General features: G+C 75.1%; 22 protein-coding genes and 1 riboswitch. Of the genes, 12 read left to right on the top strand and 10 right to left on the bottom strand.

The genetic code is table 11. The annotated features are described in order from the left end of the window. Window positions 1–42: 42 nt before the first annotated feature. The 3 genes from BS73_RS31130 to BS73_RS31120 form a co-directional block, all read right to left on the bottom strand. On the bottom strand, window positions 43–834 hold the full coding sequence (locus tag BS73_RS31130) for an SDR family NAD(P)-dependent oxidoreductase (RefSeq protein WP_235215591.1): 792 nt from the start codon (window positions 832–834) through the stop codon (window positions 43–45). Window positions 835–997: 163 nt separating this feature from the next. Beyond that, complete coding sequence (locus tag BS73_RS31125) at window positions 998–2206, bottom strand: M20 family metallopeptidase (RefSeq protein WP_037577726.1); 1209 nt, start codon at window positions 2204–2206, stop codon at window positions 998–1000. A 369-nt stretch (window positions 2207–2575) separates the two neighbouring features. Next, on the bottom strand, window positions 2576–3658 hold the full coding sequence (locus BS73_RS31120; protein ID WP_037577725.1) for an N-acetylglucosamine kinase: 1083 nt from the start codon (window positions 3656–3658) through the stop codon (window positions 2576–2578). Window positions 3659–4110: 452 nt separating this feature from the next. On the opposite strand from BS73_RS31120, the gene BS73_RS37915 reads away from it, so the two are divergent. Together BS73_RS37915 and BS73_RS37910 are read left to right on the top strand one after the other, a co-directional pair. Beyond that, the gene (locus BS73_RS37915; RefSeq protein WP_152617788.1) at window positions 4111–4383 is read left to right on the top strand and encodes a hypothetical protein; all 273 of its coding nucleotides are present in this window, start codon (window positions 4111–4113) and stop codon (window positions 4381–4383) included. Then, window positions 4383–5120, top strand: coding sequence for a bestrophin-like domain (locus BS73_RS37910; protein WP_037577724.1), 738 nt, complete (start codon window positions 4383–4385; stop codon window positions 5118–5120). The genes BS73_RS37915 and BS73_RS37910 overlap by 1 nt, the downstream gene beginning before the upstream one ends. Before the next feature lie 139 nt (window positions 5121–5259). Here the strand turns inward: BS73_RS37910 and BS73_RS31110 are convergent, their stop codons facing one another. Continuing rightward, the gene (locus BS73_RS31110; protein WP_051941191.1) at window positions 5260–5880 is read right to left on the bottom strand and encodes a DinB family protein; all 621 of its coding nucleotides are present in this window, start codon (window positions 5878–5880) and stop codon (window positions 5260–5262) included. A 175-nt stretch (window positions 5881–6055) separates the two neighbouring features. Between BS73_RS31110 and BS73_RS31105 the strand changes: the two genes are divergently transcribed. Beyond that, the gene (locus BS73_RS31105; protein ID WP_051941190.1) at window positions 6056–7051 is read left to right on the top strand and encodes a hypothetical protein; all 996 of its coding nucleotides are present in this window, start codon (window positions 6056–6058) and stop codon (window positions 7049–7051) included. A 7-nt stretch (window positions 7052–7058) separates the two neighbouring features. Here the strand turns inward: BS73_RS31105 and BS73_RS31100 are convergent, their stop codons facing one another. After that, window positions 7059–7859, bottom strand: coding sequence for a glutathione S-transferase C-terminal domain-containing protein (locus tag BS73_RS31100; protein ID WP_051941189.1), 801 nt, complete (start codon window positions 7857–7859; stop codon window positions 7059–7061). A 331-nt stretch (window positions 7860–8190) separates the two neighbouring features. Beyond that, window positions 8191–8322, bottom strand: a riboswitch (SAM riboswitch). A gap of 477 nt (window positions 8323–8799) precedes the next feature. On the opposite strand from BS73_RS31100, the gene BS73_RS31095 reads away from it, so the two are divergent. Further along, complete coding sequence (locus BS73_RS31095) at window positions 8800–9627, top strand: DUF1684 domain-containing protein (RefSeq protein ID WP_037577723.1); 828 nt, start codon at window positions 8800–8802, stop codon at window positions 9625–9627. Window positions 9628–9667: 40 nt separating this feature from the next. Here the strand turns inward: BS73_RS31095 and BS73_RS31090 are convergent, their stop codons facing one another. Continuing rightward, entirely contained in the window at window positions 9668–10144 is a 477-nt protein-coding gene (locus tag BS73_RS31090) for a rhodanese-like domain-containing protein (protein ID WP_037577722.1), read from the bottom strand. 93 nt (window positions 10145–10237) lie between these two features. Here BS73_RS31090 and BS73_RS31085 point away from each other — a divergent pair, with 93 nt between their 5' ends. Then, window positions 10238–10702 carry an Lrp/AsnC family transcriptional regulator gene (locus BS73_RS31085; protein ID WP_037577721.1) on the top strand — a complete coding sequence of 155 codons (465 nt, stop codon included), beginning with the start codon at window positions 10238–10240 and terminating at the stop codon, window positions 10700–10702. A gap of 68 nt (window positions 10703–10770) precedes the next feature. Here the strand turns inward: BS73_RS31085 and BS73_RS31080 are convergent, their stop codons facing one another. Continuing rightward, window positions 10771–11163 (bottom strand): DUF488 domain-containing protein, encoded by a 393-nt coding sequence (locus BS73_RS31080; protein WP_037577720.1) that lies wholly within the window; start codon window positions 11161–11163, stop codon window positions 10771–10773. 116 nt (window positions 11164–11279) lie between these two features. On the opposite strand from BS73_RS31080, the gene BS73_RS31075 reads away from it, so the two are divergent. From BS73_RS31075 to BS73_RS31065, 3 genes are all read left to right on the top strand, one after another. Beyond that, window positions 11280–11621: an antibiotic biosynthesis monooxygenase family protein gene (locus BS73_RS31075; protein WP_037577719.1), complete on the top strand. Its 342-nt coding sequence runs from the start codon at window positions 11280–11282 to the stop codon at window positions 11619–11621. Window positions 11622–11779: 158 nt separating this feature from the next. After that, window positions 11780–12034, top strand: a complete 255-nt coding sequence (locus tag BS73_RS31070) for a hypothetical protein (protein WP_037577718.1) — start codon at window positions 11780–11782, stop codon at window positions 12032–12034. A 37-nt stretch (window positions 12035–12071) separates the two neighbouring features. Beyond that, the gene (locus BS73_RS31065; protein WP_152617787.1) at window positions 12072–13739 is read left to right on the top strand and encodes a hypothetical protein; all 1668 of its coding nucleotides are present in this window, start codon (window positions 12072–12074) and stop codon (window positions 13737–13739) included. Between the two features lie 18 nt (window positions 13740–13757). Here the strand turns inward: BS73_RS31065 and BS73_RS31060 are convergent, their stop codons facing one another. Continuing rightward, window positions 13758–14303: a GNAT family N-acetyltransferase gene (locus BS73_RS31060; protein WP_037577717.1), complete on the bottom strand. Its 546-nt coding sequence runs from the start codon at window positions 14301–14303 to the stop codon at window positions 13758–13760. Between the two features lie 220 nt (window positions 14304–14523). On the opposite strand from BS73_RS31060, the gene BS73_RS31055 reads away from it, so the two are divergent. Continuing rightward, window positions 14524–14727: a hypothetical protein gene (locus tag BS73_RS31055; RefSeq protein WP_037577716.1), complete on the top strand. Its 204-nt coding sequence runs from the start codon at window positions 14524–14526 to the stop codon at window positions 14725–14727. A 61-nt stretch (window positions 14728–14788) separates the two neighbouring features. Then, window positions 14789–15169 (top strand): VOC family protein, encoded by a 381-nt coding sequence (locus BS73_RS31050; RefSeq protein WP_037577715.1) that lies wholly within the window; start codon window positions 14789–14791, stop codon window positions 15167–15169. On the opposite strand, the gene BS73_RS31045 is transcribed toward BS73_RS31050, so the two are convergent. Next, entirely contained in the window at window positions 15147–15506 is a 360-nt protein-coding gene (locus tag BS73_RS31045; RefSeq protein ID WP_037577714.1) for a hypothetical protein, read from the bottom strand. The two genes, BS73_RS31050 and BS73_RS31045, sit on opposite strands and share 23 nt — an antisense overlap. Window positions 15507–15925: 419 nt before the next feature. Between BS73_RS31045 and BS73_RS35305 the strand changes: the two genes are divergently transcribed. Both BS73_RS35305 and BS73_RS35300 read left to right on the top strand, forming a co-directional pair. Then, window positions 15926–16111, top strand: a complete 186-nt coding sequence (locus tag BS73_RS35305) for a hypothetical protein (RefSeq protein ID WP_051941188.1) — start codon at window positions 15926–15928, stop codon at window positions 16109–16111. 2 nt (window positions 16112–16113) lie between these two features. After that, the gene (locus BS73_RS35300) at window positions 16114–16857 is read left to right on the top strand and encodes an ANTAR domain-containing protein (RefSeq protein ID WP_051941187.1); all 744 of its coding nucleotides are present in this window, start codon (window positions 16114–16116) and stop codon (window positions 16855–16857) included. 13 nt (window positions 16858–16870) lie between these two features. Here BS73_RS35300 and BS73_RS31030 read toward each other — a convergent pair whose 3' ends face one another. After that, entirely contained in the window at window positions 16871–18082 is a 1212-nt protein-coding gene (locus BS73_RS31030) for an acyl-CoA dehydrogenase family protein (RefSeq protein WP_037577712.1), read from the bottom strand. Between the last annotated feature and the right edge of the window lie 6 nt (window positions 18083–18088).

The following is an 18088-nucleotide window of genomic DNA, read 5'->3' as shown; positions in this document are numbered from 1 at the left end:
CTGGGGCTGGGGCTGGGCGGGGCGCTGACGGCGGGTCAGCCGTCAGAGCACCGGGTCGTACCGCCCGTCGACGGCCGTCCAGCCGCCGTCCACGGTGAGGACGCTTCCGGTGGTGAAGGTCGACGCGTCGGAGACAAGGTAGACCACCGCACCCGCGATCTCCTCCGCCCCCGCCCACCGGCGCAGCGCGCTGGCCTGCGCGTAGGCCTCGTACCAGTCCTTGTCGGCGGCGATCTGGTCGGTCAGCGGGGTGCGCACCACGCCCGGCGCGATCGCGTTGAAGCGCACCCCCTCCGCGCCCCACTCGGCCGCGGCCGTGCGCAGGAACTGCACGAGACCGGCCTTGGAGGCGGCGTACGCGCTCTGCCCCGGCTCGACCTGGAAGGCCCGCATCGAGGCGACGCCGACCACGCTGCCGCGGCCGGCCGCGGCCATCCGGGGGGCGACGCTCTGGGTGAGGACCAGCATGGCGCGGAGGTTGAGGCCGATCACCCGGTCGAACTCGGCGAGGGTGTAGTCCGCTATCCGCTTGCGGACGTTGACGCCGGCGGTGACCACCAGGCCGTCCAGGACGCCCCACCCCTCGGCGGCCTCCCGGACCGCGTCCGGGTCGAGGACGTCCAGGCGCTGGGCGGTGGCGGTGGGGCCGGCCAGCTCGGCGGTCTCGCAGGCGGCGTCCTGGTCGCGGTCGGCGACCAGCACGTCGGCACCCTGGGCGGCGAGGGCGCGGGCGGCCTCCCGGCCGATCCCGCTGCCGCCGCCGACCACGGCGATCCGGCGGCCGTCGAGGCGGAAGAGCCTGCTGTAGTCCACGGGGTGCGGCGTCGGCGTCATCGGCGTCATTGGCATCGAAGGGGGCTCCAGTGCTGGGAGGTGACGGGCTATCAGGTCTGATCTGGTCAGGTCTGGTGAGCCGGGCAGGCCGGCTCGGTTCGGCGTCGGCCGAGGCCGCGGACGGCGGCCATCCCGGGTGACCGTCAGCTCCACATTCAGCTCCTCATTCGGCGTTCCCCTCCGCTCCCGAGGTCAGGTACGCACGGGCCGCGGCGGCGTAGGCGCGGACGTACTCGCCGATCTCCCGCACCTCGACGTACTCGTCCTTCTGGTGGGCTATCCACTTGCCGCCGGGGCCGTAGACCACGGTGGGGAGGCCGGCGTCCCGGGTGAGGATGGTGCCGTCGGTGGTGCCGGGCACGGCGCCGAACGGCGGCGGGCTGCCGTGCACCTGCTGATGGCCGCTCACCACGGCACGCACCAGCGGGTGTTCGGGCGGCAGCTCGATCGCCGGGCGGTCGTCGACGACGGCGAGCCGGACGGTCACCCCGACCGCGGCGGCGGCCTCGGCCGCCGCGCGCCGGATGTGCTCGACCAGCTCCTCGTGGTCCGTCCCCGGGACCGTACGGACGTCGACGCCGACCATCGCCCGCGCCGGGATGACGTTGAGCTGCACCGGGTCTCCGCCCTGGAGGACGGTCGGGGTGACGGTGACGGTGCCGGCGTACGGATGGGTGCCGTAGCGCTTCTCGGCCCAGCACTGCGCGTCGGAGAGCGCCCCGACGACGCGGGCCGCGGCCAGGATCGGGCTGCGCGCCTCCTGCGGCATGCAGCCGTGCGCCATGGCTCCGTGGAGGTCGAGGCGGAGCCGGATGCCGCCGCGGGCGGAGGTGCACAGCTCGTAGCCCTCCGGCTCGCAGACCACCACCGCGTCCACCTGGCGGGCGAGTTCGGAGGCGGCGAAGTGCTTGGCGCCGAGCATCATCCCCTCCTCGTCGCAGAGGGCGCCGAGGACGACCCGGCCGGGGAAGGGGCCGGAACGCTGCAACTCCCGCACCGCGTAGACCATCGCGGCCAGGCCGGACTTCATGTCGGCCGAGCCGCGGCCCCAGAGCCGGCCGTCCCGGATCTCGCCGCCGAAGGGATCGACCGACCAGTCGGCCGGATCGCCCTCGGTGACCACGTCGGTGTGGCCCTCGAACATCAGGGTGGGCCCGGGGTCCCCGCCGCCCTCGACCACCGCGATCACGCTCTGCCGGCCGGGGGCGACCTCGACCGTCTCGTGCGGCCAGCCGAACTCCGCGAAGAGCTCAGCGATCAGCTCCGCGGCCGGGGTCTCCACGGCAGTGGCGCCCTCGGCGGCGACGGTGCGCAGCCGCACCAGGCGCTGGGTGAGCCGCACGGCGGCTTCGGCGCTGCTCTCACTCGTCACGGGCGTCTCCGAGGTCGCTCGTCTGCGGACGTGCCAGGCCACTGGCCTGACCAGTCGATCTTCCGCACTCTGCTCGCACGGCTGAGCAGCCGTCAAGGGGAGATCGGCCGCGTGTCACCCCACCCGCATGCCCCCGCAGGGCGAAAAAAGGGGGGCGCGGGGAACTGCGCGACCAACCCACCACAACCCCGCACCCGGCAACAGCCACCAAGCTGCAACCCCCCGCGCCGCACGAGCCCGCAGGGCGAGAAAAGGGGCGCGGGGAACTGCGCGGCCAACTCACCACCACCCCGCACCCGGCAACAGCCAGCTGCAACCCCCCGCGCCGTAGCCTGCCTGCCGCCGCCGCGAGAACCGCCGCGCTCAGCGTCATCTGCCGGTCAGGCTCAGCGTCGCCAGCGCCGCAGCGCCTCGCGTGCCGTCCTCGACCCAGCGGAGCCGCAGCGCGATGGACTCCGCGGCCAGCCGCCCGCGCAGGCGGTCGGTGAGCGGGCCGCTGTCCCCCAGCAACGACCCAGCCCCGACCAGCAGTTCGTTCGGCACGGGCCGCAACGCCCGGACCGTCTCGGCGAGGTGCTCGGCCGCCCGGTCGAGGATCACCTCCGCCACCGGGTCCCCCTCCTCCGCCGCCGCCACGACCACCCGCGCGAAGCGCGCCAGCGCGATCGGCGGCCGCGCCATCAGCAGCGGGACCAGCTGACCGCGGTAGTCGGACGGCCGCTCCGGCAGCTCCGCCCGGCCGTCGGCCGCCGCCTCCCGGTACACCGCCGCCTGCAGCGCCGTCGGCGCGCCCCGCCCGTCCGCGGCCCGCAGCGCCGCGCGGACCGCCTCCCGGCCGATCCAGAACGCGCCGCCCTCGTCGCCGAGCAGCCAGCCGTTGCCGTCCGCGTAGGCGACGCTCCGCCGGCGGGCGATGCGCACCCCGACCGCGCCGGTGCCGGCGATCAGCGCGATGCCGTCCGGCGGCGTGCCGGGCGCCGAGGCGAAGGCGGCCTCGGCGTCGCTGTACACCTCCACCAGCGGCCCACCGCCCCCGCCCGTCCCGTCCATGGCGCCGTCGGCCTCCCCTGCGGCCCCGGACCCGGACCCGGCCCCGCCCAGCCCGCCGTCCGCACCGCCGCCCAGCCCGAGTTGACGCGCCGCCAGGTCCAGCGCGGTGAGCGCCCGCACCCGCCCGATGTCCCCCCGCAGCGTCCGCGCCGCGCCCGCGAAGCCCGCGCCGACCGCGACCACCTGCGAGCGGTCCCCCGCCGGGACCGCCTCGCCGATCGCGGTGGCCAGGTGCTCGGCGAGCTCGGGGACGCTGACCGAGAGGGGGTTGCCCGGCCCGCCCTCGCCCCGGCCCAGCACCTCGCCGGCGAGGGCGTGCGGACCGCCCGCGGCCACCAGCACCGCCCGGGTCCGGGTACCGCCCCCGTCGACTCCGACGACCAGACCGACCTCTCGCACCATGGCAGTCGAGCCTACCCACCACCCCACCCGCCGCCAGGGTCCCGCCGCAGCCCCGCACCGTCCCCGCACCGTCCCCGCCCGGATGTTCCGAGGGTCACCCGCAGGGGTGGCTTGGCCGGGCGGCAGGCGTCGCGCCACCAGCGGACGGGCAGCCTGCCTGCGGAAATCGAGTCGAGAGGGGTTCGCAGCGGATGGCCGTTCCCACGTCGGTGCCCGATCCGTTTCCGGGGAGCGGGGCGATACCCGGGCCGGGCAGCGTCCCCGGAGTCCACCGGCTCCACCTCCATCTCCACCTCCACCTGCCGTCGATGCCGCATCCGCATCCCCCGAGGTTCCCGGTCTGGCCGCTCTGCGGATGGCCCGGCGGGTCTCCCGCGCGGGTACCGTCGCACGCGTCACCGGCCATGCCCATCTGCGGCCGGGTGCACCGATATCCCACCCGGCAGCCGACGGTGACGGTGCGTCACCCAGCGCCCCCCACCCCGGCGGCGTCCCCGCCACCCCCGCCCCCAGCCCCGCCACCGCCGAGCCCGACCCCCAGCCCGAGCCCGACGATCGCCCACACCGCCGTCGCCGCGCCCGTGGTCGCCGACTACCAGCCGGCCACCAACTCCTCGCCGGACGCCGTCTTCCTCTTCATCGCCATCACCATCCCGGCACTGGTGGCCGCGGTGGCCGGCGTCACCCACCACTTCACCGCAGGCGGTCCCGGGAGGCGCGGCTGATGACGGTACTCGGATTCGTCCTCTGCGCACTGGCCGGCGGCGCCGTCGCGGTCGCCGTGCTGGCCGGCTTCGGCCGCACCCACCGGTCCCGCCAGGGAACCTTCTCCGGTGGCGCGCTGAGCTTCCTCGGCTCGGCGTCGCTGTCGAGCTTCATCCTGGTGGCGGCCTTCCTGATCGCCGGATCGTGGTCCAATATCAACACCGCCCGCTCGCACACCTTCGACGAGGCGCGGGCGCTCAACACCGCCTACTCGGACGCCGATCCGGCCACCCGGGCGCTGCTCCACACCTACGTCACCGGCGTCATCGGCCCCGAGTGGCACTCGATGTCCGCGCACGGCGCCGCCGACCCCGCCACCTGGCAGTCGCTGGACACCGTCCGCGCCCGCGTCCTGGCCGAACCGCAGAGCCCCGCCCGGACGCAGGAGCTCACCGACCTGGCGGCGGTCTACACGGCCCGCCAGATCCGCCTCGCCGACACCGGCGTCAGCCTGCCCGCCCCGCTCTACCCCGCACTGGTGGCCACCGGCCTGCTGGTCCTCCTCTACGCCCCGATCGCCGGCCTCACCTTCCATCTGCGGGAGTCGCTGGCACTGGGCCTGGTCGGCGCGGTGGTGGGGTTCGGCATCTTCTTCGTCCTCAACATGCCCCACCCCTACGTCGGCCCCCTCCACGTCACTCCGGCGGCCTACCAGCAGAGCCTCACCCGCTTCGCCCAACTCTCCTCAGGCGTCTGAACGCCGACGCGGCTTGGGCCGCGCTACGCCGCCGCGGGTGAGCTCCGCGGTCACCTCCGGCAACCCCGGTCGCCCTGCCGGGAGCCGCTTCGCCCCTGCCTCGAACATCCACGGGCGACGGCGAGCCCAGGAGTCACGGCTACTCGCGGACGCGGGCGTTCCAGCGCCAGGTCTCCCGGCGGGGGTGGCCGGGGAGCGCGGTCCGGCCGACGGCCCAGAGGAGGGCGGGCCAGGGGCCGTGGTCGGCGGACAAGGCGGGCGGGATCTCGGGGAAGAGGCGGGACAGCGCGCGCTCGCACACCTCCGGCGGCGGGTTGAAGGCGTCGCGGACGCCGAGGCCGCCGGTCAGGTCCCAGCCGTGCGCCAGGCTCTCCACGGTGCCCATCGCCGCGAAGCCGTCCGGGTCGGTGAGCAGGGTGAAGTGCGGCATCCGCCGGCCCGGCCCGGCACTGCGGATCGCCCGGCTCAGCAGGTCGCCGCAGGCGGCCAGGAGGTGGAGGAGCATCAGCGGGCCGTGCTCGCGCTCCATCTTCAGCTCGCTGACCGGGAGGTAGCCGTGGCGGCCGGTCTCCGGCTCCGGCGGACGCGGGGTGAACTGGAGGGAGTAGACGAAGAGGGTGTCGGCGAGGTGTTCGACCGTCTCCCAGCAGGACCATGCGAGGCCGTCCGCGGGCGCCTCCCAGTCGACGCCCTCCACGGCGCGCGGACGCACGACTTCGAGCAGGTGGGCGAGGCTGTCGTCGAGGTCACCGGTCTCCATTTCCGGAGGCTAGAAGTCGCCGCCCGCCATGGTCAAGAGGTTTCCGCCCGCACCCCCGCGCGGCCGTACCACTTCCCGGCAAGGAGTCCGCAACCAGGCGTTCTTGAGACATTCCCCGCGGACCATCAGGGTGGAGGGGAGATCGATCGAGCAGCACGGACCAAGGGAGTGCGCCATGGCGGGTGTGGCCGACGTCGGCAGGCTGGGCGGGTGGAGCTTTGTGGACGACCGCGGGGCCGCGGTCGAACTCCCCCGACCGCCGAGGCGGCTGGTGGCGTATGTACGCGCCGGCGCGGCCCTCTGGGACGCCGGGGTGCGCTCGCAGTTGGTCGCCGTCTACGGCTCGGGGCACGACGGGCCCTCGGCGGACCCGGCGAAGGCGGGCGCGCTGCCGATCGGGGAGGCCCCGGGCGGGGAGGCGGGTTCCCGCGCCGGAAACGGAGCCGGTGGCGACACCCCGGTCCGCTACCTCGGCCCCGGTGCGGACGTGTCCGTCTCGGCGCTCCTCGAACTGCGTCCCGAGCTGGTGGTGGACGTCAGCTACGACGGCCGGGGGCTGTACGCGCTGCCCGAGCCGATCGCGGCCAAGCTCGCCTCGGCCGGCGTCCCCTCGGTGGCCCTGTCGGTGTCCGGCGACGCCCCGCTGGAGCGGCTGCTGAGCCGCTTCGCCGAGCTCGGCGCGGGGATCGCGGGCGCGGCGGACCAGGGCGCCGCTGCTGCCCAGCCCGCCGACCACATCGCCGCCCCACTCGCCGCCGCCGAGGCGGAGGTACGCGAGGCGGCCGCCGCGGCCGGCGAGCGGCCGGCCGTGGTCGCCGTCTCCGCCACCGGTCCGGACGGCGGCTACGCGGCCCGGCCGCACTCCTGGCCGGAGCTCCACCGGCTCTCCGAGCTCGGCGTCCTGCTGCCGGAGCCGCCGCCGGGCCCGGGCGCGAGCTGGGCGGAGACCACCTGGTCGGCCGCGGCGGAGTGGGCCGACCGGGCGGCGGTCATCCTCGCCGACACCCGGGTCAACGCCGCGCCCAGCCCGAGCGACTCCCCGGGCTGGACGGAGCTGACCTCGGCGGCCCGGGTGGTGCCGTGGAGCCCGGAGACGCCGTGCAGCGCCGCCGCCCATGCCGCGTTCTTCCGCTCGGTCGCGGCGGCACTGCGTGTGCCACAAGGAAGTTGACGAGTACTCAGTTCGCCCGCGCGGCGGCCCGGAAGGCCGGGTGGGCGGCGGTGACCCGGTCGACGTAGGACCAGAGGCGGTGGTGGCCGTCGATGGTCCTCCTGGCCGCCTCGGTGTCGGCGCCGTCGCCCCCGCGGCGGCTCAGCCTGGCGGTGCGCAGGCCGACCAGGGCCGACCACAAGTCGACGTCCGCGGCGGTGAGTTCGCTGCCGAGCGCGTACTCCTGACCGTGGGCGGCGAGGCGGCGGTCGAGTTCGTCCAGGGCGCCCAGCAGCGTCCGCAGCGCCTCCTCGCGGCGGCGCGTCCCCTGAGCGAGGGCGGCCCGGCGGGCCGACTGGGTGACGGACCCGTCGAGGAGGGTCCGCAGTTCGGCTATGTCGCCGGCCAGCGCGGCCGGGCGGAGCGGCAGGACGCGCCCGCCGCCCTGGGGCTTCGGAGCGGCGGCGGCGAAACGGTCCGCGAGGTCGTCCAGGATGTCCGGCACATGGTTGCTCACCACCCGCCCGCTCCAGCGGTCGCAGAGCGCGGGGACACTGAGGGGGCCGGCGTAGTGGTGCTGGGTGGACTCGTAGGCGCGGCGGAGCAGCGCCTGGTCCGCGGTGACGGTCTTCGACGCGGGGGTCAGCGGCGTGGTGGCGATGGCCTCGTGGAGGCCCAGCAGTTCGAGGGTGATCGAGACCCGGAGTGAGCCCGGACAGCCGAGGCGCAGGTAGAGCTGGTAGCGGTGGGGGTCGGGGGCGTCGCCGGCGCCGATCCGGTCGCGGAAGCGGGCGGTGGACGAGGCGGCGTCGAGCAGGGACTCGGGCATGGCTCTCTCCAGGGCAGGGCGCGTCCCGGCGGCGCTGTCGGCCGCCGAGGAGGCGCGAGGACGAGGTGGGGGCATGGGGCGGGGCGCGACTGCGGCTGCCGCTCAGGCCGAGGCGGCCGACGCCGAGGCGGTGGTGGTGACGGTGGCCGGAGCGGCGCTGTGCCCCGGACGGGGTGCGCCGCCGGAGCTCGGCGTCAGCCCGCTCTGCCGAACGCGCTGCAGACCCGCAGCAGATCGATGTGGAGGCGGCGGGTGAGGACCGAACGGACGAGTGGCCTGCGGGCTTCACGAGCCCTGCCGCTGCCCCTGCCGGCCATCTCCACCGATCCCGTCGTCGCGCTTGCCCCGCCGCTTCGGCGGAACCCGGTCGTCACCCGGGGCACCCCGTCGCGGTGGAAGGGTTGCCCGTCAGCGGGCCGGGGCCGATTACCCGCCGTGGCGGCGGGCGCTGACTGTCGTGACCGTCCGGACCAGTCTGAACACCCTCCGCCGGGCCGTCAAGCACGCGTTGAGCAGCAAGGCGGCCCCGGCTCGCGCCCGGGCACCCGCCGTTGACAGCCCTCGGCCGCCGTGCCTACCTTTCGATCGCGTCCGGCATCGGCGGCGCAGCGGCAGCGGCAGCGTGGAATGGCTCGCGGCGGCCCGGGGTTGCACGTCTCGACGGCGCCCGATTCGGCGGGCCGAACGGTGAGGGCGGTGAAGGCGATGGCAGTGGCGGTGCGGCGTTCAGCCCCGGCGACGATCGCCCCCGGTGCCCCCTCCGCCTCCGCTCCCGCCGGCACGTCGATCTCCTCCGTGTCGCCGCCTCGCTCTGTCGGCCCTGACCGGCCCCGCCACCACCGGCACGAGCTCCTGCCCGGCCGCAGGCCCTCCGGCCGGAGACCCAAGGCCTCGGCCCCGGCCCCCATCGCGTCATCAACCCCACCTCCAGGGAAGACTCATGACCACTCATCAGGTTTCCGCCACCGCCGCCCCCGCCACCGCCTTCGCCGCCGACTGGGAGGCCTGGCACCGCCGCCACGAGGAGGTCCGTGCCGACGCCCACGGCTTCCTCGCCGTCACCGGCCTCCACTGGCCGACGGCCGAGCCGCAGCCCATCCCCGGCGCCCCCGGCCTCTGGTCCACGGACGACGAGGGCGTCGTCGTGGAGCTCGGCGAAGGCGAGGAGCTCCTCGTCGACGGCGCCCCCGTCCGCGGCCGGCACGCCTTCGGGCCCGTCCCCGAGCGCGGCGGCGTCCAGGCGGTCTGGGGCGACGCGGTGATCGAGGTCGCCCGCCGCGGCGGCCAGGACATCGTCCGCCCCCGCCACCCGGACCACCCCCTGCGCGCCGACTACCGCGGCACCCCCGCCTACGCCCCCGACCCCCGCTGGGCGGTGACCGGCCGGTACACGCCGTTCGACGAGCCGCGCCCGACCACCGTCGGCGCGGCGGTCGAGGGCCTCCAGCACGTCTACCAGGCCCCGGGGCGGATCGAATTCACCCTGGAAGGACAGGAGTTGAGCCTGACCGCGTTCGACGGCCACGCCCCCGGCAGCCTGCTGGTGCTCTTCACCGACGCCACCTCGGGGGTGACCACCTACGCCGCCAACCGCTCGCTCTCCATCCCCGCGCCCGCCGCCGACGGCACGGTGGTGCTGGACTTCAACCGGGCGGTCAACCTCCCCTGCGCCTACACCGACTTCGCCACCTGCCCCCTGCCGCCCGCCGAGAACCGCCTCCCGCTGCCGATCGAGGCCGGCGAGCAGATCCCCTACGAGCGCCGCTGAGGCGCCCGGCGACGCCGCCGCCCCTCGGCGGTCGCAGCGCTCAGCAGCCGCAGCCGTCCCCACCGGTCGGGGCGACGAGCGGGTCCGCCGGCCGGGCGCGGACGCCGGCGGTCGCCGTCTCGACCGGGAAGCCCTCCCGGGTCCAGTACTCGATGCCCCCGATCATCTCCTTGACCCGGTACCCGAGTTGGGCCAGGGCGAGGGCCGCGCGGGTGGCTCCGTCGCAGCCGGGGCCCCAGCAGTAGGTGATCACCGGTACGGCGGGGTCGAGGAGTTCGGCGGCCCGCTCCGGGATCTCGGCGGTGGGAAGGTGGACGGCACCGGGGACGTGGCCCTGGTCCCAGGCCTCCTGGCCGCGCGAGTCCACCAGGACGAAGCCGGGGCGGCCGGAGGCCACTGAGGCCTGCACGTCGGCGACGTCGGCCTGGAAGGCGAGGCGCGAGGCGAAGAAGGCGGCGGCCTCGGCGGGCGCCGCGGGCGGGGTCCGCAGGGCGGGACTGGCAGCTGTGATCGTCATGCCGGAAACGCTACGGCCCCGCTCCCCGACGCGGAACGGAGATCACACGCCGAACCCCTTGATCCGGCGCCGATTCCCCGGCAGATTCCCGGCATGACCGCCGTTTCCCCGGACGCCACCGATCTCCGCATCCTCGACGCCCTGCAGAAGCACGGCCGGGCCGGCTACACCGAACTCGCCCGCACCGTCTCGATGTCCGCCAGCGCCGTCACCGAGCGGGTCCGCCGACTGGAGGAGAGCGGGATCATCGCCGGCTACTCCGCCGTCGTGGACCCGGAGCGGCTCGGCCTCACCGTGATGGCCTTCGCCCGGCTGCGCTATCCGCACGGCAACTACAAGCCCTTCCACGACCTCCTGGACACCACCCCGGAGGTCATCGAGGCCCACCACGTGACCGGCGAGGACTGCTTCATCCTCAAGATCGTCGCCCGCTCCATGCGCCATCTGGAGCAGGTCACCGGCCGGATCGCGAGCCTCGGCGCGATCACCACCAGCGTCGTCTACTCCAGCCCCCTCCCCCGACGGCCGATCACCGCGGACGAGCCGATGGAGGGATGAGGGGCCGGGCCGCCTCGGGCCGCCTCGGGTTGCTTCAGGCCGCTTCAGGCCGCTTCAGGCCGCTGATGCTACTTCTCCCCCGTCGCCGCCTCCTGGAGCACCGCCAGGAGGATCGGGACGTGGCTGCGGGGCTCGTCGTCCTCCTTGACCGCAGTGAGGAGGGTGAGGACCCCGGGGTCGTCGGCGGAGTCGAGCAGCGAGTCCAGGCGCTCATTCTGCTCGCGGGTGTCCAGCTCCTGGCGGTAGCGCTCGGCGAACTCGTCGTAGCGCTGCTCCCGGTCCTGGTGGTACCAGGCGCGCAGCTCGCTGCTGGGCGCGAGCTCCTTCGCCCAGTCGTCGAGCTCGGCCCGGTCCTTGGAGATCCCGCGCGGCCAGAGCCTGTCCACCAGCACGCGGCGGCCGTCGTCCTCCCCGGGCTCGTCGTAGATCCGCTTCACCTGCATCCTCAGCTTGACCGTCATGCCCCCCAGTCTCCGCCGGAGCCCGTGTCGGTCGCGACGCGGCACGACGTAGCATCGCAATCCGCTGATCATCGATCATCAGTCCCGTCCCCGGAGCAGCAAAGGACCGTGCAGCCATGAGCGTGTGGGAGATCGCCGAGATCGACGTCGTCGCCGGCGAGGAGAAGGCCTTCGAAGCGGCGTACGCCGAGGCGCAGCCGCTCTTCGAGGCGGCGAAGGGCTGCCTGGGCGTGCAGCTCCGGCGCAGCGTGGAGTTCCCCTCCCGCTACCGGCTGGTCGTGGGGTGGGAGTCCGTCGAGGCCCACACCGTCGACTTCCGGGGTTCCGAGGGCTTCGCCCGCTGGCGCGAGCTGGTCGGCCGGTACTTCGACGGGGCTCCGCGCGTGGAGCACGTGTACCGGGTGGCCGGCTGCGCGAACACCGCCGACTCGGCGGACACCGCCGGAACCGCGGACTGAGCGCCGCAGGCCGGGGCCGCCGGGGCTCGCTGACACCTGTTCAGCCGAGCCGGGGTCGAGGTACGAGCGGGAGCGCGGATACGTTGCGTGATAACCGTCACCAACAGTGACGGAACGGAACCTGTCTGCCCGCCGCCCGCTCCAGGAGGCGCCCCCTCATGCGTCGTCGTCTCGCCACCCCGGCCGGTGGAAGGGGCCCGCGTCGGCGCGGGCTGGCGCGCTGGCGGTGGATCGGCTTCTGGGTCGGCCTCGCGGCGCTCTGCGCCGGCTGGGCGCTGTGGGTGGCGGCCTCGCCGAACGGCACGGCGAACGCCCCGGAGCTGGTCCCGCACCGGCTCCCGGGCGTGGAGTCGCGCAGCGACGCCCACCGCGCCGGCGAAGGGATGAGCTGGGTAAGGATATTCGTTCGATAAGAGTTTCCGACCTTCCGCTCACCCGGATGTCAGGTTGATGGGAGAGGGTGTCGCGGTCAGGCGCCGAGCGCGTGCCGCGGCTCCAGGTCCAGGAAGGGCCCCTCCCATCAGCGCCAACCTCGTCGTTCCCGCCGGCTCCGGCTCCGGCCTCCCGAGTGACGGGCGGCGGACGGAGCCGGACCGCGGCGCCGCCGGCGACCCGGGCTCCGGGGGTTCCGGCTCCGGTCCCGACGGCGCCGGCGGCGGTTCGCTGTGGTGGCTGGTCGCGGTCGCCGCCCTCTTCACCACCTCCCAACTGGCCTTCGTACCGGTCTCGATGGGCCTCGGCTGGGACGAGACGGTCTATGTCAGCCAGGTCGCCCCGCAGATCCCCGCCGAGTTCTTCAGCGCCCCGCGGGCCCGTGGGATCACCCTCCTGGTCGCCCCGCTCGCGGCGGTGACCGACTCGACCTCCGCGCTGCGGGTCTATCTGGCGGTGCTCTCCGGCGCGGGGCTGCTCCTCGCCCTGTGCGCCTGGCGCCGGCTGCTGGACACCCGGGTGACCGCGCTGGCGGGGCTCCTCTTCGGCACCCTCTGGATCGCCGAGTACTACGGCCCGCAGGCGATGCCCAACCTCTGGATCGCCTTCGGCGGGCTGGCCGCGGTCGGCTGCTTCCTCACCGCGGCGGGCGCGGCCGGTCCCGCACGGCGGGCGCCGCTGGCCGGCCTGGCCGCAGCGCTCGCGCTGGCCGCGCTGATGCGGCCGAGCGATGCCGCGTTCCTGGCCCTCCCGCTCCCGGTCGCGGCCGTCCTGCTGCGCCGCCGCCGCTGCGGGCCGCCGCTCCTCGCGGTCGGCGGCGGGCTGCTCGCGGGCGCCGCCGAGTGGATCGCCGAGGCGTACGCCCGGTTCGGCGGCATCGGCGAGCGGCTGCACCTGTCCAGCGCCAACGAGGGCGGCCTCGGACTCCACTGGGCCGTCGGCGACGTGCTGCGCTCGCTGGACGGGCCGACGCTCTGCCGCCCCTGCACGGTCGGCTGGGACCACTCGCCGCCGGCCCTGACCGCCTGGTGGCTGCTGCTTCCCCTGCTGGTGGCGGGCGGGGTGCTGGCGGCCCGCCGGGCCGGGCGGACGGCCCCGGCGCTGCTGCCCGCGCTCTGCGGGCTCACGGTGGCCTGCCCCTATCTCTTCGGGATCACCTACTCTGCGCCGCGCTTCCTGCTGCCCGCGTACGCGCTGCTGGCGATACCGGCGGCGACGCTGCTCGCCCGGCTGGTGACCGGTGCGCCCACCCGGCGCGGGCGCGCCCTGGCCGCCGCCGCGCTGGCCCTCGGCCTGGCCGCGCAACTGGGCAGCCAGTACCTGGTGCTGTACCGCCAGGCCCGGGCCACCACCGCCCAGCACGCCGACGACGCGCGGGTCGCCGCCGCGCTCCACCGGCTGGGCCTCACCCCCGGCCACTGCCTCCTCACCGGCGAGGACGCCGAGCCGCTCGGCTACTACGCCCGCTGCTCCTCCGCCGAGACCACCGGCAACGACGCCGACATCACCCAGGCCGCGCTGCTCGCCCGCTCGACCGGCGAACCCACCGCCCTCCTCCTCTACCCCGCCGACCCCGTCCCGCCCTACGCCACCGCCCGGTCCGGCCCCCACTGGACCCGCCACCCCGTCCCCGGCACCCCCGGCCAGCGGAGCTACATCGTCTACCTGGCCCCGGGTCGGCGCTGACCCTCGCCGGGACCGGGGTCAGAGCGGGGACCGCAGCCCCATCCACTGCTCGGCGCCCCAGGCCGTGTACCGGTGCGCCTCGATGAATCCCAGCCTCGCGGCGAGGCGCATCGACCGGGCGTTGGCGGTCTGCGTGCAGAGCACCACCGGCTCCCCGGGAGCCACCTCGGCGTACCAGCCGAGCACCGCCGCGCACGCCTCGGCGGCGTAGCCCCGCCCCCAGGCCTCCGGCAGGAAGAGGTAGCCGAGCTCGGCCTCCCCCGCCTCCGGCCGGACCTCGCTGCGGGTGTCCGGGGCGCGCCGGTCGAGCTCCACGGTGCCGATCATCGCCCCGTCCAGCTCGACCACGAAGAGGCCGGGGCGCCGGCCGGGCGTCGCGGGCAGCGTGCGCTCGCACTCCGCGCGCGGACGCGGGCCGCCGACATAGGCGTTGACCTCGGCAGAGGTGAGGAGTTCGACGAACGCCGCACGGTCGCGGGACTCCGGTTCGCGGAGGACCAGCCGCTCGGTCCTGAGCGGGGCGGGCGGCCAGGGGAAGAGTGCCTCGGTGTCTGCTTCCGTCATGACCGGCAACCTATCGCCGGCGCCGAACCGGGGGTTCTTCGCGGGCCGCCGCCGCACCCCCGCCCGAGGCCGCCGGCCGTCCCGCTCCCCCGTGGCGGGCCGGCCGGCGGCGACGGGGTCCACTCTGGCGGGGCCGTGCCAACAGGCGATCCACGACGACTCAACGCCCCGGGAGGGCGGCTGGGTCGACGGCATGGGGGCCCGGCGGGACGATGGGGCCATGGACCTCGCCATGGCGCACCACACCGGGCTGCGGCTCGCCGAGATCGCCGGACTGCTACTGGTGTTCGGGGGGATCTGGCTGGCGGCGGCGCAGTTCCCGCGGATGCGGATGCAGACCGGCCGGACGGTCATCGCCGGCCTGGCCTTCGCCTCCGCCGGGGTGCTGCTGATCATCGCCGTCCACTGGGCGCATTTCGGCTGACCGGCGCGCCGGAGGCGGCGCGGTTCCGACGGGGGAGGAACCCGGCCCCTAGCATCGGGGGATGCTCAGACTCGGAATCCCCGTGCTCGGCGTGACCGACCTCGAACGTGCCGCCGCCTTCTGGTCCGCCGCGCTCGATCTGGTGCCCACCGGCGAGTGGCAGAACGAGAACTGGCGGACCCTCAGCCACCGCGACGGCTCCGGCCCGGCCCTCGGCCTGCTGCGCAGCGAGTCCCCCGCCGAACACCACCCCCGCCTCCACCTCGACCTCTTCGTGGAATCCGCCGACGAGCAGCGGACGGAGGTCCAGCGGCTGCTCGCGCTCGGCGCCAAGGACCCGCACTGGGACAGCTATCCGCGCGAGCCGGACTTCGTCGTCCTGGCCGACCCCGACGACAACGTCTTCTGCGTGGTCGACCTCAGCCACGCCCCGAGCAGCTGACGGGCTCCCGCCCGGGCGCGCCTCGCAGGGCGGCCGGCAGCGGCGCCGCCGCCTCCGACGAGGGGCGCCTGCGGGACAGCATCCCTTGCTGGCGAAGGAAGTTCAGCAGGGCGCGATGCTCGCGGTACGCCCGGGGCGTCTCCTCGGGCGCCGCCCGAAGCAGCCACTCCGTCGCCCAGACCAGCAGGCTGTCCACCGTCCGCGGGGACAGGAACCCGTGGTTGGCCCACACCAGGGCGACCAGCAGACGGCGTACGTCGTCCTCGGTCGGGGACCACACGACGTCGTCGTGGAGGAAGTCGAGAATCATCGCCTGAGGGATGCGATCTACGGGCATGCCGCTCCTCTCGTCCAAGCGAGAGAGGGTCACCGGCTGACTGCCGGTATGCGGAGAGTACACCCGCAAGCCGGTTGGGTAACCGTCCGGCCCAGTGGCGGCTTGCTTCCCCGCGTGCCGCAAGCGGGCCCCGTCCGCCGCGGAACGGGCCGGGCGCCCGGCCCCGAACGACCCTGCCATGCGGTAGCTTGGCAGAGCACCGTGGAGTCGCCCGGGCCGTGAGGAAACGGCCGCAGCGGCGCTTTGGACGGGTCTTCACCGGGATCGAGGCGAGCTCGCCACCCCCCGTCAGCGGGCACCACATCGGCCGTTCCCGGCCACCGCCCCCGGTGAGAGCTTGCCTCCCCCGGCGATCGGCATGCGCTTCGCCGTGTCCCGGCCCGCTGTGCCCGTGCGGGAGGCAAGGGCTGGAGCCCTTCATGCCCACTTCCCCGCGCGACGTCTTCGTCGCCGAGGCCGTCGCGGACCTGGTTGCCAGGCAGGACGACCTCGACATCCCCGACCTGCCGCACGACCCGACCGCTGCCACGGTCCCTTCCCCCGGCCTTCCCACCGCCCCGGCACCGGGCGGCAGGGACCCCCTCGATCCCGAATCGAGGCGGTGACCATGGCCTATGCCGACCGGGCCGACGGGCCCGGACGCTCCCGGGCGCCCGCCTCGGGCCGCGCCGCCCTCCTCACCGCCCTCGACCTGGCCGCGCGCGCCGGCCGCAGCCTGGAGGACGCCGTCCCCGCCGGCACCGCCGAGCTGTTCGGGGTGGCCGCGCTGACCGTCGACGGGACCACCCGGGAAGGCCGGCTGGAGCTGGTCTGGAGCGACCCGCCGCGGGGTCTCGGCACCGAGCTGAACGAGCTTCAGTTCGCCCTGGGTGACGGCCCGGGCGCCGAGGTGCAGCGCAGCGGCGTCCGCGTGGAGGAGCCCGATGTGGCGACCGCCGCCCCCGGCCGCTGGCCGGTCTTCCTGCCCGCGGCGGCCCGCACCCGGCTACGGGCCCTGACCGCCCTCCCGCTGAGCGTCGGTGCCGCGACGATCGGGGTGCTGACGGCCTACCGCACCACCGCCGGCGGCCTGTCCCCCGCCCGGATGCGCGGACTGGAGCGGCTGGCCGCGGCCCTGGTCCCGCTGCTGCTGAACATCCCGGCGGCCGGCGAGGACCACGGCCGGCACCCTCCCGGCCTCCACCACGCCGCCATCCACCAGGCCACCGGATTCCTCGCCGAGCGCCTCCGCATCACCACGGACCAGGCCCTGCTGCGGTTGCGGGCCTACGCCGTCGCCCACGACAAGCCGCTGACCGACCTGGCCCGGGAGGTGCTCACCGACCGGCTGCCCGCGTCGACCTGGAACTGACCGGGACGCCGGCTCAGCGCAGCGGGCGCCCGGTGATGGCCCGGGCGATGACCAGCCGCTGGATCTCGCTGGTGCCCTCGAAGATCGTATATATCTTCGCGTCCCGGTACATCCGCTCCACCGGGTGCTCGCGGCTGTAGCCGGCGCCGCCGAGGATCTGCACCGCCTTCTCGGAGGCCCGGACGGCCAGTTCGCCGGCCCGCAGCTTGGACATCGAGCCCTGGCCGGCCGTGAACACCTTGTCGTTGCGGGCCATCCAGGCGGCCTGCCAGATCAGCAGCCGGACCGCCTCGATCTCGGTGCGCAGGTCGGCGAGGGCGAAGGCGATCGCCTGGTTGTCCACGATCGGGCGGCCGAAGGCCTCCCGCTGCCCCGCGTACTCGAGGGCGTACTCGTAGGCCGCGCGCGCGATGCCGAGCGCCTGCGCGCCCACGGTGGGACGGCTGACCTCGAAGGTGGCCATCGCGGCCTGCCCGGAGGAGCTGCCGCCCTCCCTGGCCTTGGCCAGCCGGCGGTCCAGCCGCTCCTTGCCGCCCAGCAGGCAGTGGCCGGGGACCCGGACGTCGTCCAGGAAGACGTCGGCGGTGTGCGAGGCCTTCAGCCCCAGCTTCCGGATCTTCCGGTTGCCGGCCAGGCCCGTCGTGCCCGGCGGCACGACGAAGGCGGCCTGCCCGCGCGAGCCCAGCTCCGGCTCCACCGAGGCGACCACGACGTGGATCTCGGCGATCCCGCCGTTGGTGATCCAGGCCTTCTGGCCGTTGAGGACCCACTCGTCCTTCGCCTCGTCGTAGCGGGCCCGGGTGCGCATCGCCGAGACGTCCGAGCCGGCCTGCGGCTCCGAGACGCAGAACGCCGCCACCTTGGGGTCGTCCTCGTCGCCGAAGCACTGCGGGACCCACTCGGCGAGTTGGTCGGGGGTGCCGGAGGCGAAGATCCCGGCGACCGCGAGGGAGGTGCCGAAGAGCGCCATGCCGATCCCGGCGTCCCCCCAGAACAGCTCCTCGTTGGCGATCTGCAGGGAGAGCCCGGTCGGGTCGCCGAACATCTCGGCCAGCGACTCGAAGCCGTAGAGGCCGATCCGCGCCGCCTCCTTGATGATCGGCCAGGGGGTCTCCTCGCGTTCGTCCCACTCGGCGGCGGCCGGGCGGACCACGTCGGCGGCGAAGCCGTGCACCCAGTCGCGGAGGTCGGTCTGCTCCTCGGTCAGGTCGAGGCTGAAGGGCATGGGGCG

It is taken from the genome of Phaeacidiphilus oryzae TH49 (assembly GCF_000744815.1).
GTDB classification, from domain to species: domain Bacteria; phylum Actinomycetota; class Actinomycetes; order Streptomycetales; family Streptomycetaceae; genus Phaeacidiphilus; species Phaeacidiphilus oryzae.
Note: the sequence above shows the minus strand (reverse complement) of the source record. Positions and strands in the feature narration are given on the sequence as shown.

Bases quoted from the DNA above. Each gene is read 5' to 3' on its own strand.
- BS73_RS31130 (WP_235215591.1), bottom strand. From the start codon at position 834: ATGACGCCGACGCCGCACCCCGTGGACTACAGCAGGCTCTTCCGCCTC.
- BS73_RS31120 (WP_037577725.1), bottom strand. From the start codon at position 3,658: ATGGTGCGAGAGGTCGGTCTGGTCGTCGGAGTCGACGGGGGCGGTACC.
- BS73_RS37910 (WP_037577724.1), top strand. From the start codon at position 4,383: ATGACGGTACTCGGATTCGTCCTCTGCGCACTGGCCGGCGGCGCCGTC.
- BS73_RS31110 (WP_051941191.1), bottom strand. From the start codon at position 5,880: ATGGAGACCGGTGACCTCGACGACAGCCTCGCCCACCTGCTCGAAGTC.
- BS73_RS31105 (WP_051941190.1), top strand. From the start codon at position 6,056: ATGGCGGGTGTGGCCGACGTCGGCAGGCTGGGCGGGTGGAGCTTTGTG.
- BS73_RS31100 (WP_051941189.1), bottom strand. From the start codon at position 7,859: ATGCCCGAGTCCCTGCTCGACGCCGCCTCGTCCACCGCCCGCTTCCGC.
- BS73_RS31095 (WP_037577723.1), top strand. From the start codon at position 8,800: ATGACCACTCATCAGGTTTCCGCCACCGCCGCCCCCGCCACCGCCTTC.
- BS73_RS31090 (WP_037577722.1), bottom strand. From the start codon at position 10,144: ATGACGATCACAGCTGCCAGTCCCGCCCTGCGGACCCCGCCCGCGGCG.
- BS73_RS31085 (WP_037577721.1), top strand. From the start codon at position 10,238: ATGACCGCCGTTTCCCCGGACGCCACCGATCTCCGCATCCTCGACGCC.
- BS73_RS31080 (WP_037577720.1), bottom strand. From the start codon at position 11,163: ATGACGGTCAAGCTGAGGATGCAGGTGAAGCGGATCTACGACGAGCCC.
- BS73_RS31075 (WP_037577719.1), top strand. From the start codon at position 11,280: ATGAGCGTGTGGGAGATCGCCGAGATCGACGTCGTCGCCGGCGAGGAG.
- BS73_RS31070 (WP_037577718.1), top strand. From the start codon at position 11,780: ATGCGTCGTCGTCTCGCCACCCCGGCCGGTGGAAGGGGCCCGCGTCGG.
- BS73_RS31065 (WP_152617787.1), top strand. From the start codon at position 12,072: ATGGGAGAGGGTGTCGCGGTCAGGCGCCGAGCGCGTGCCGCGGCTCCA.
- BS73_RS31060 (WP_037577717.1), bottom strand. From the start codon at position 14,303: ATGACGGAAGCAGACACCGAGGCACTCTTCCCCTGGCCGCCCGCCCCG.
- BS73_RS31055 (WP_037577716.1), top strand. From the start codon at position 14,524: ATGGACCTCGCCATGGCGCACCACACCGGGCTGCGGCTCGCCGAGATC.
- BS73_RS31050 (WP_037577715.1), top strand. From the start codon at position 14,789: ATGCTCAGACTCGGAATCCCCGTGCTCGGCGTGACCGACCTCGAACGT.
- BS73_RS31045 (WP_037577714.1), bottom strand. From the start codon at position 15,506: ATGCCCGTAGATCGCATCCCTCAGGCGATGATTCTCGACTTCCTCCAC.
- BS73_RS35305 (WP_051941188.1), top strand. From the start codon at position 15,926: ATGCCCACTTCCCCGCGCGACGTCTTCGTCGCCGAGGCCGTCGCGGAC.
- BS73_RS35300 (WP_051941187.1), top strand. From the start codon at position 16,114: ATGGCCTATGCCGACCGGGCCGACGGGCCCGGACGCTCCCGGGCGCCC.
- BS73_RS31030 (WP_037577712.1), bottom strand. From the start codon at position 18,082: ATGCCCTTCAGCCTCGACCTGACCGAGGAGCAGACCGACCTCCGCGAC.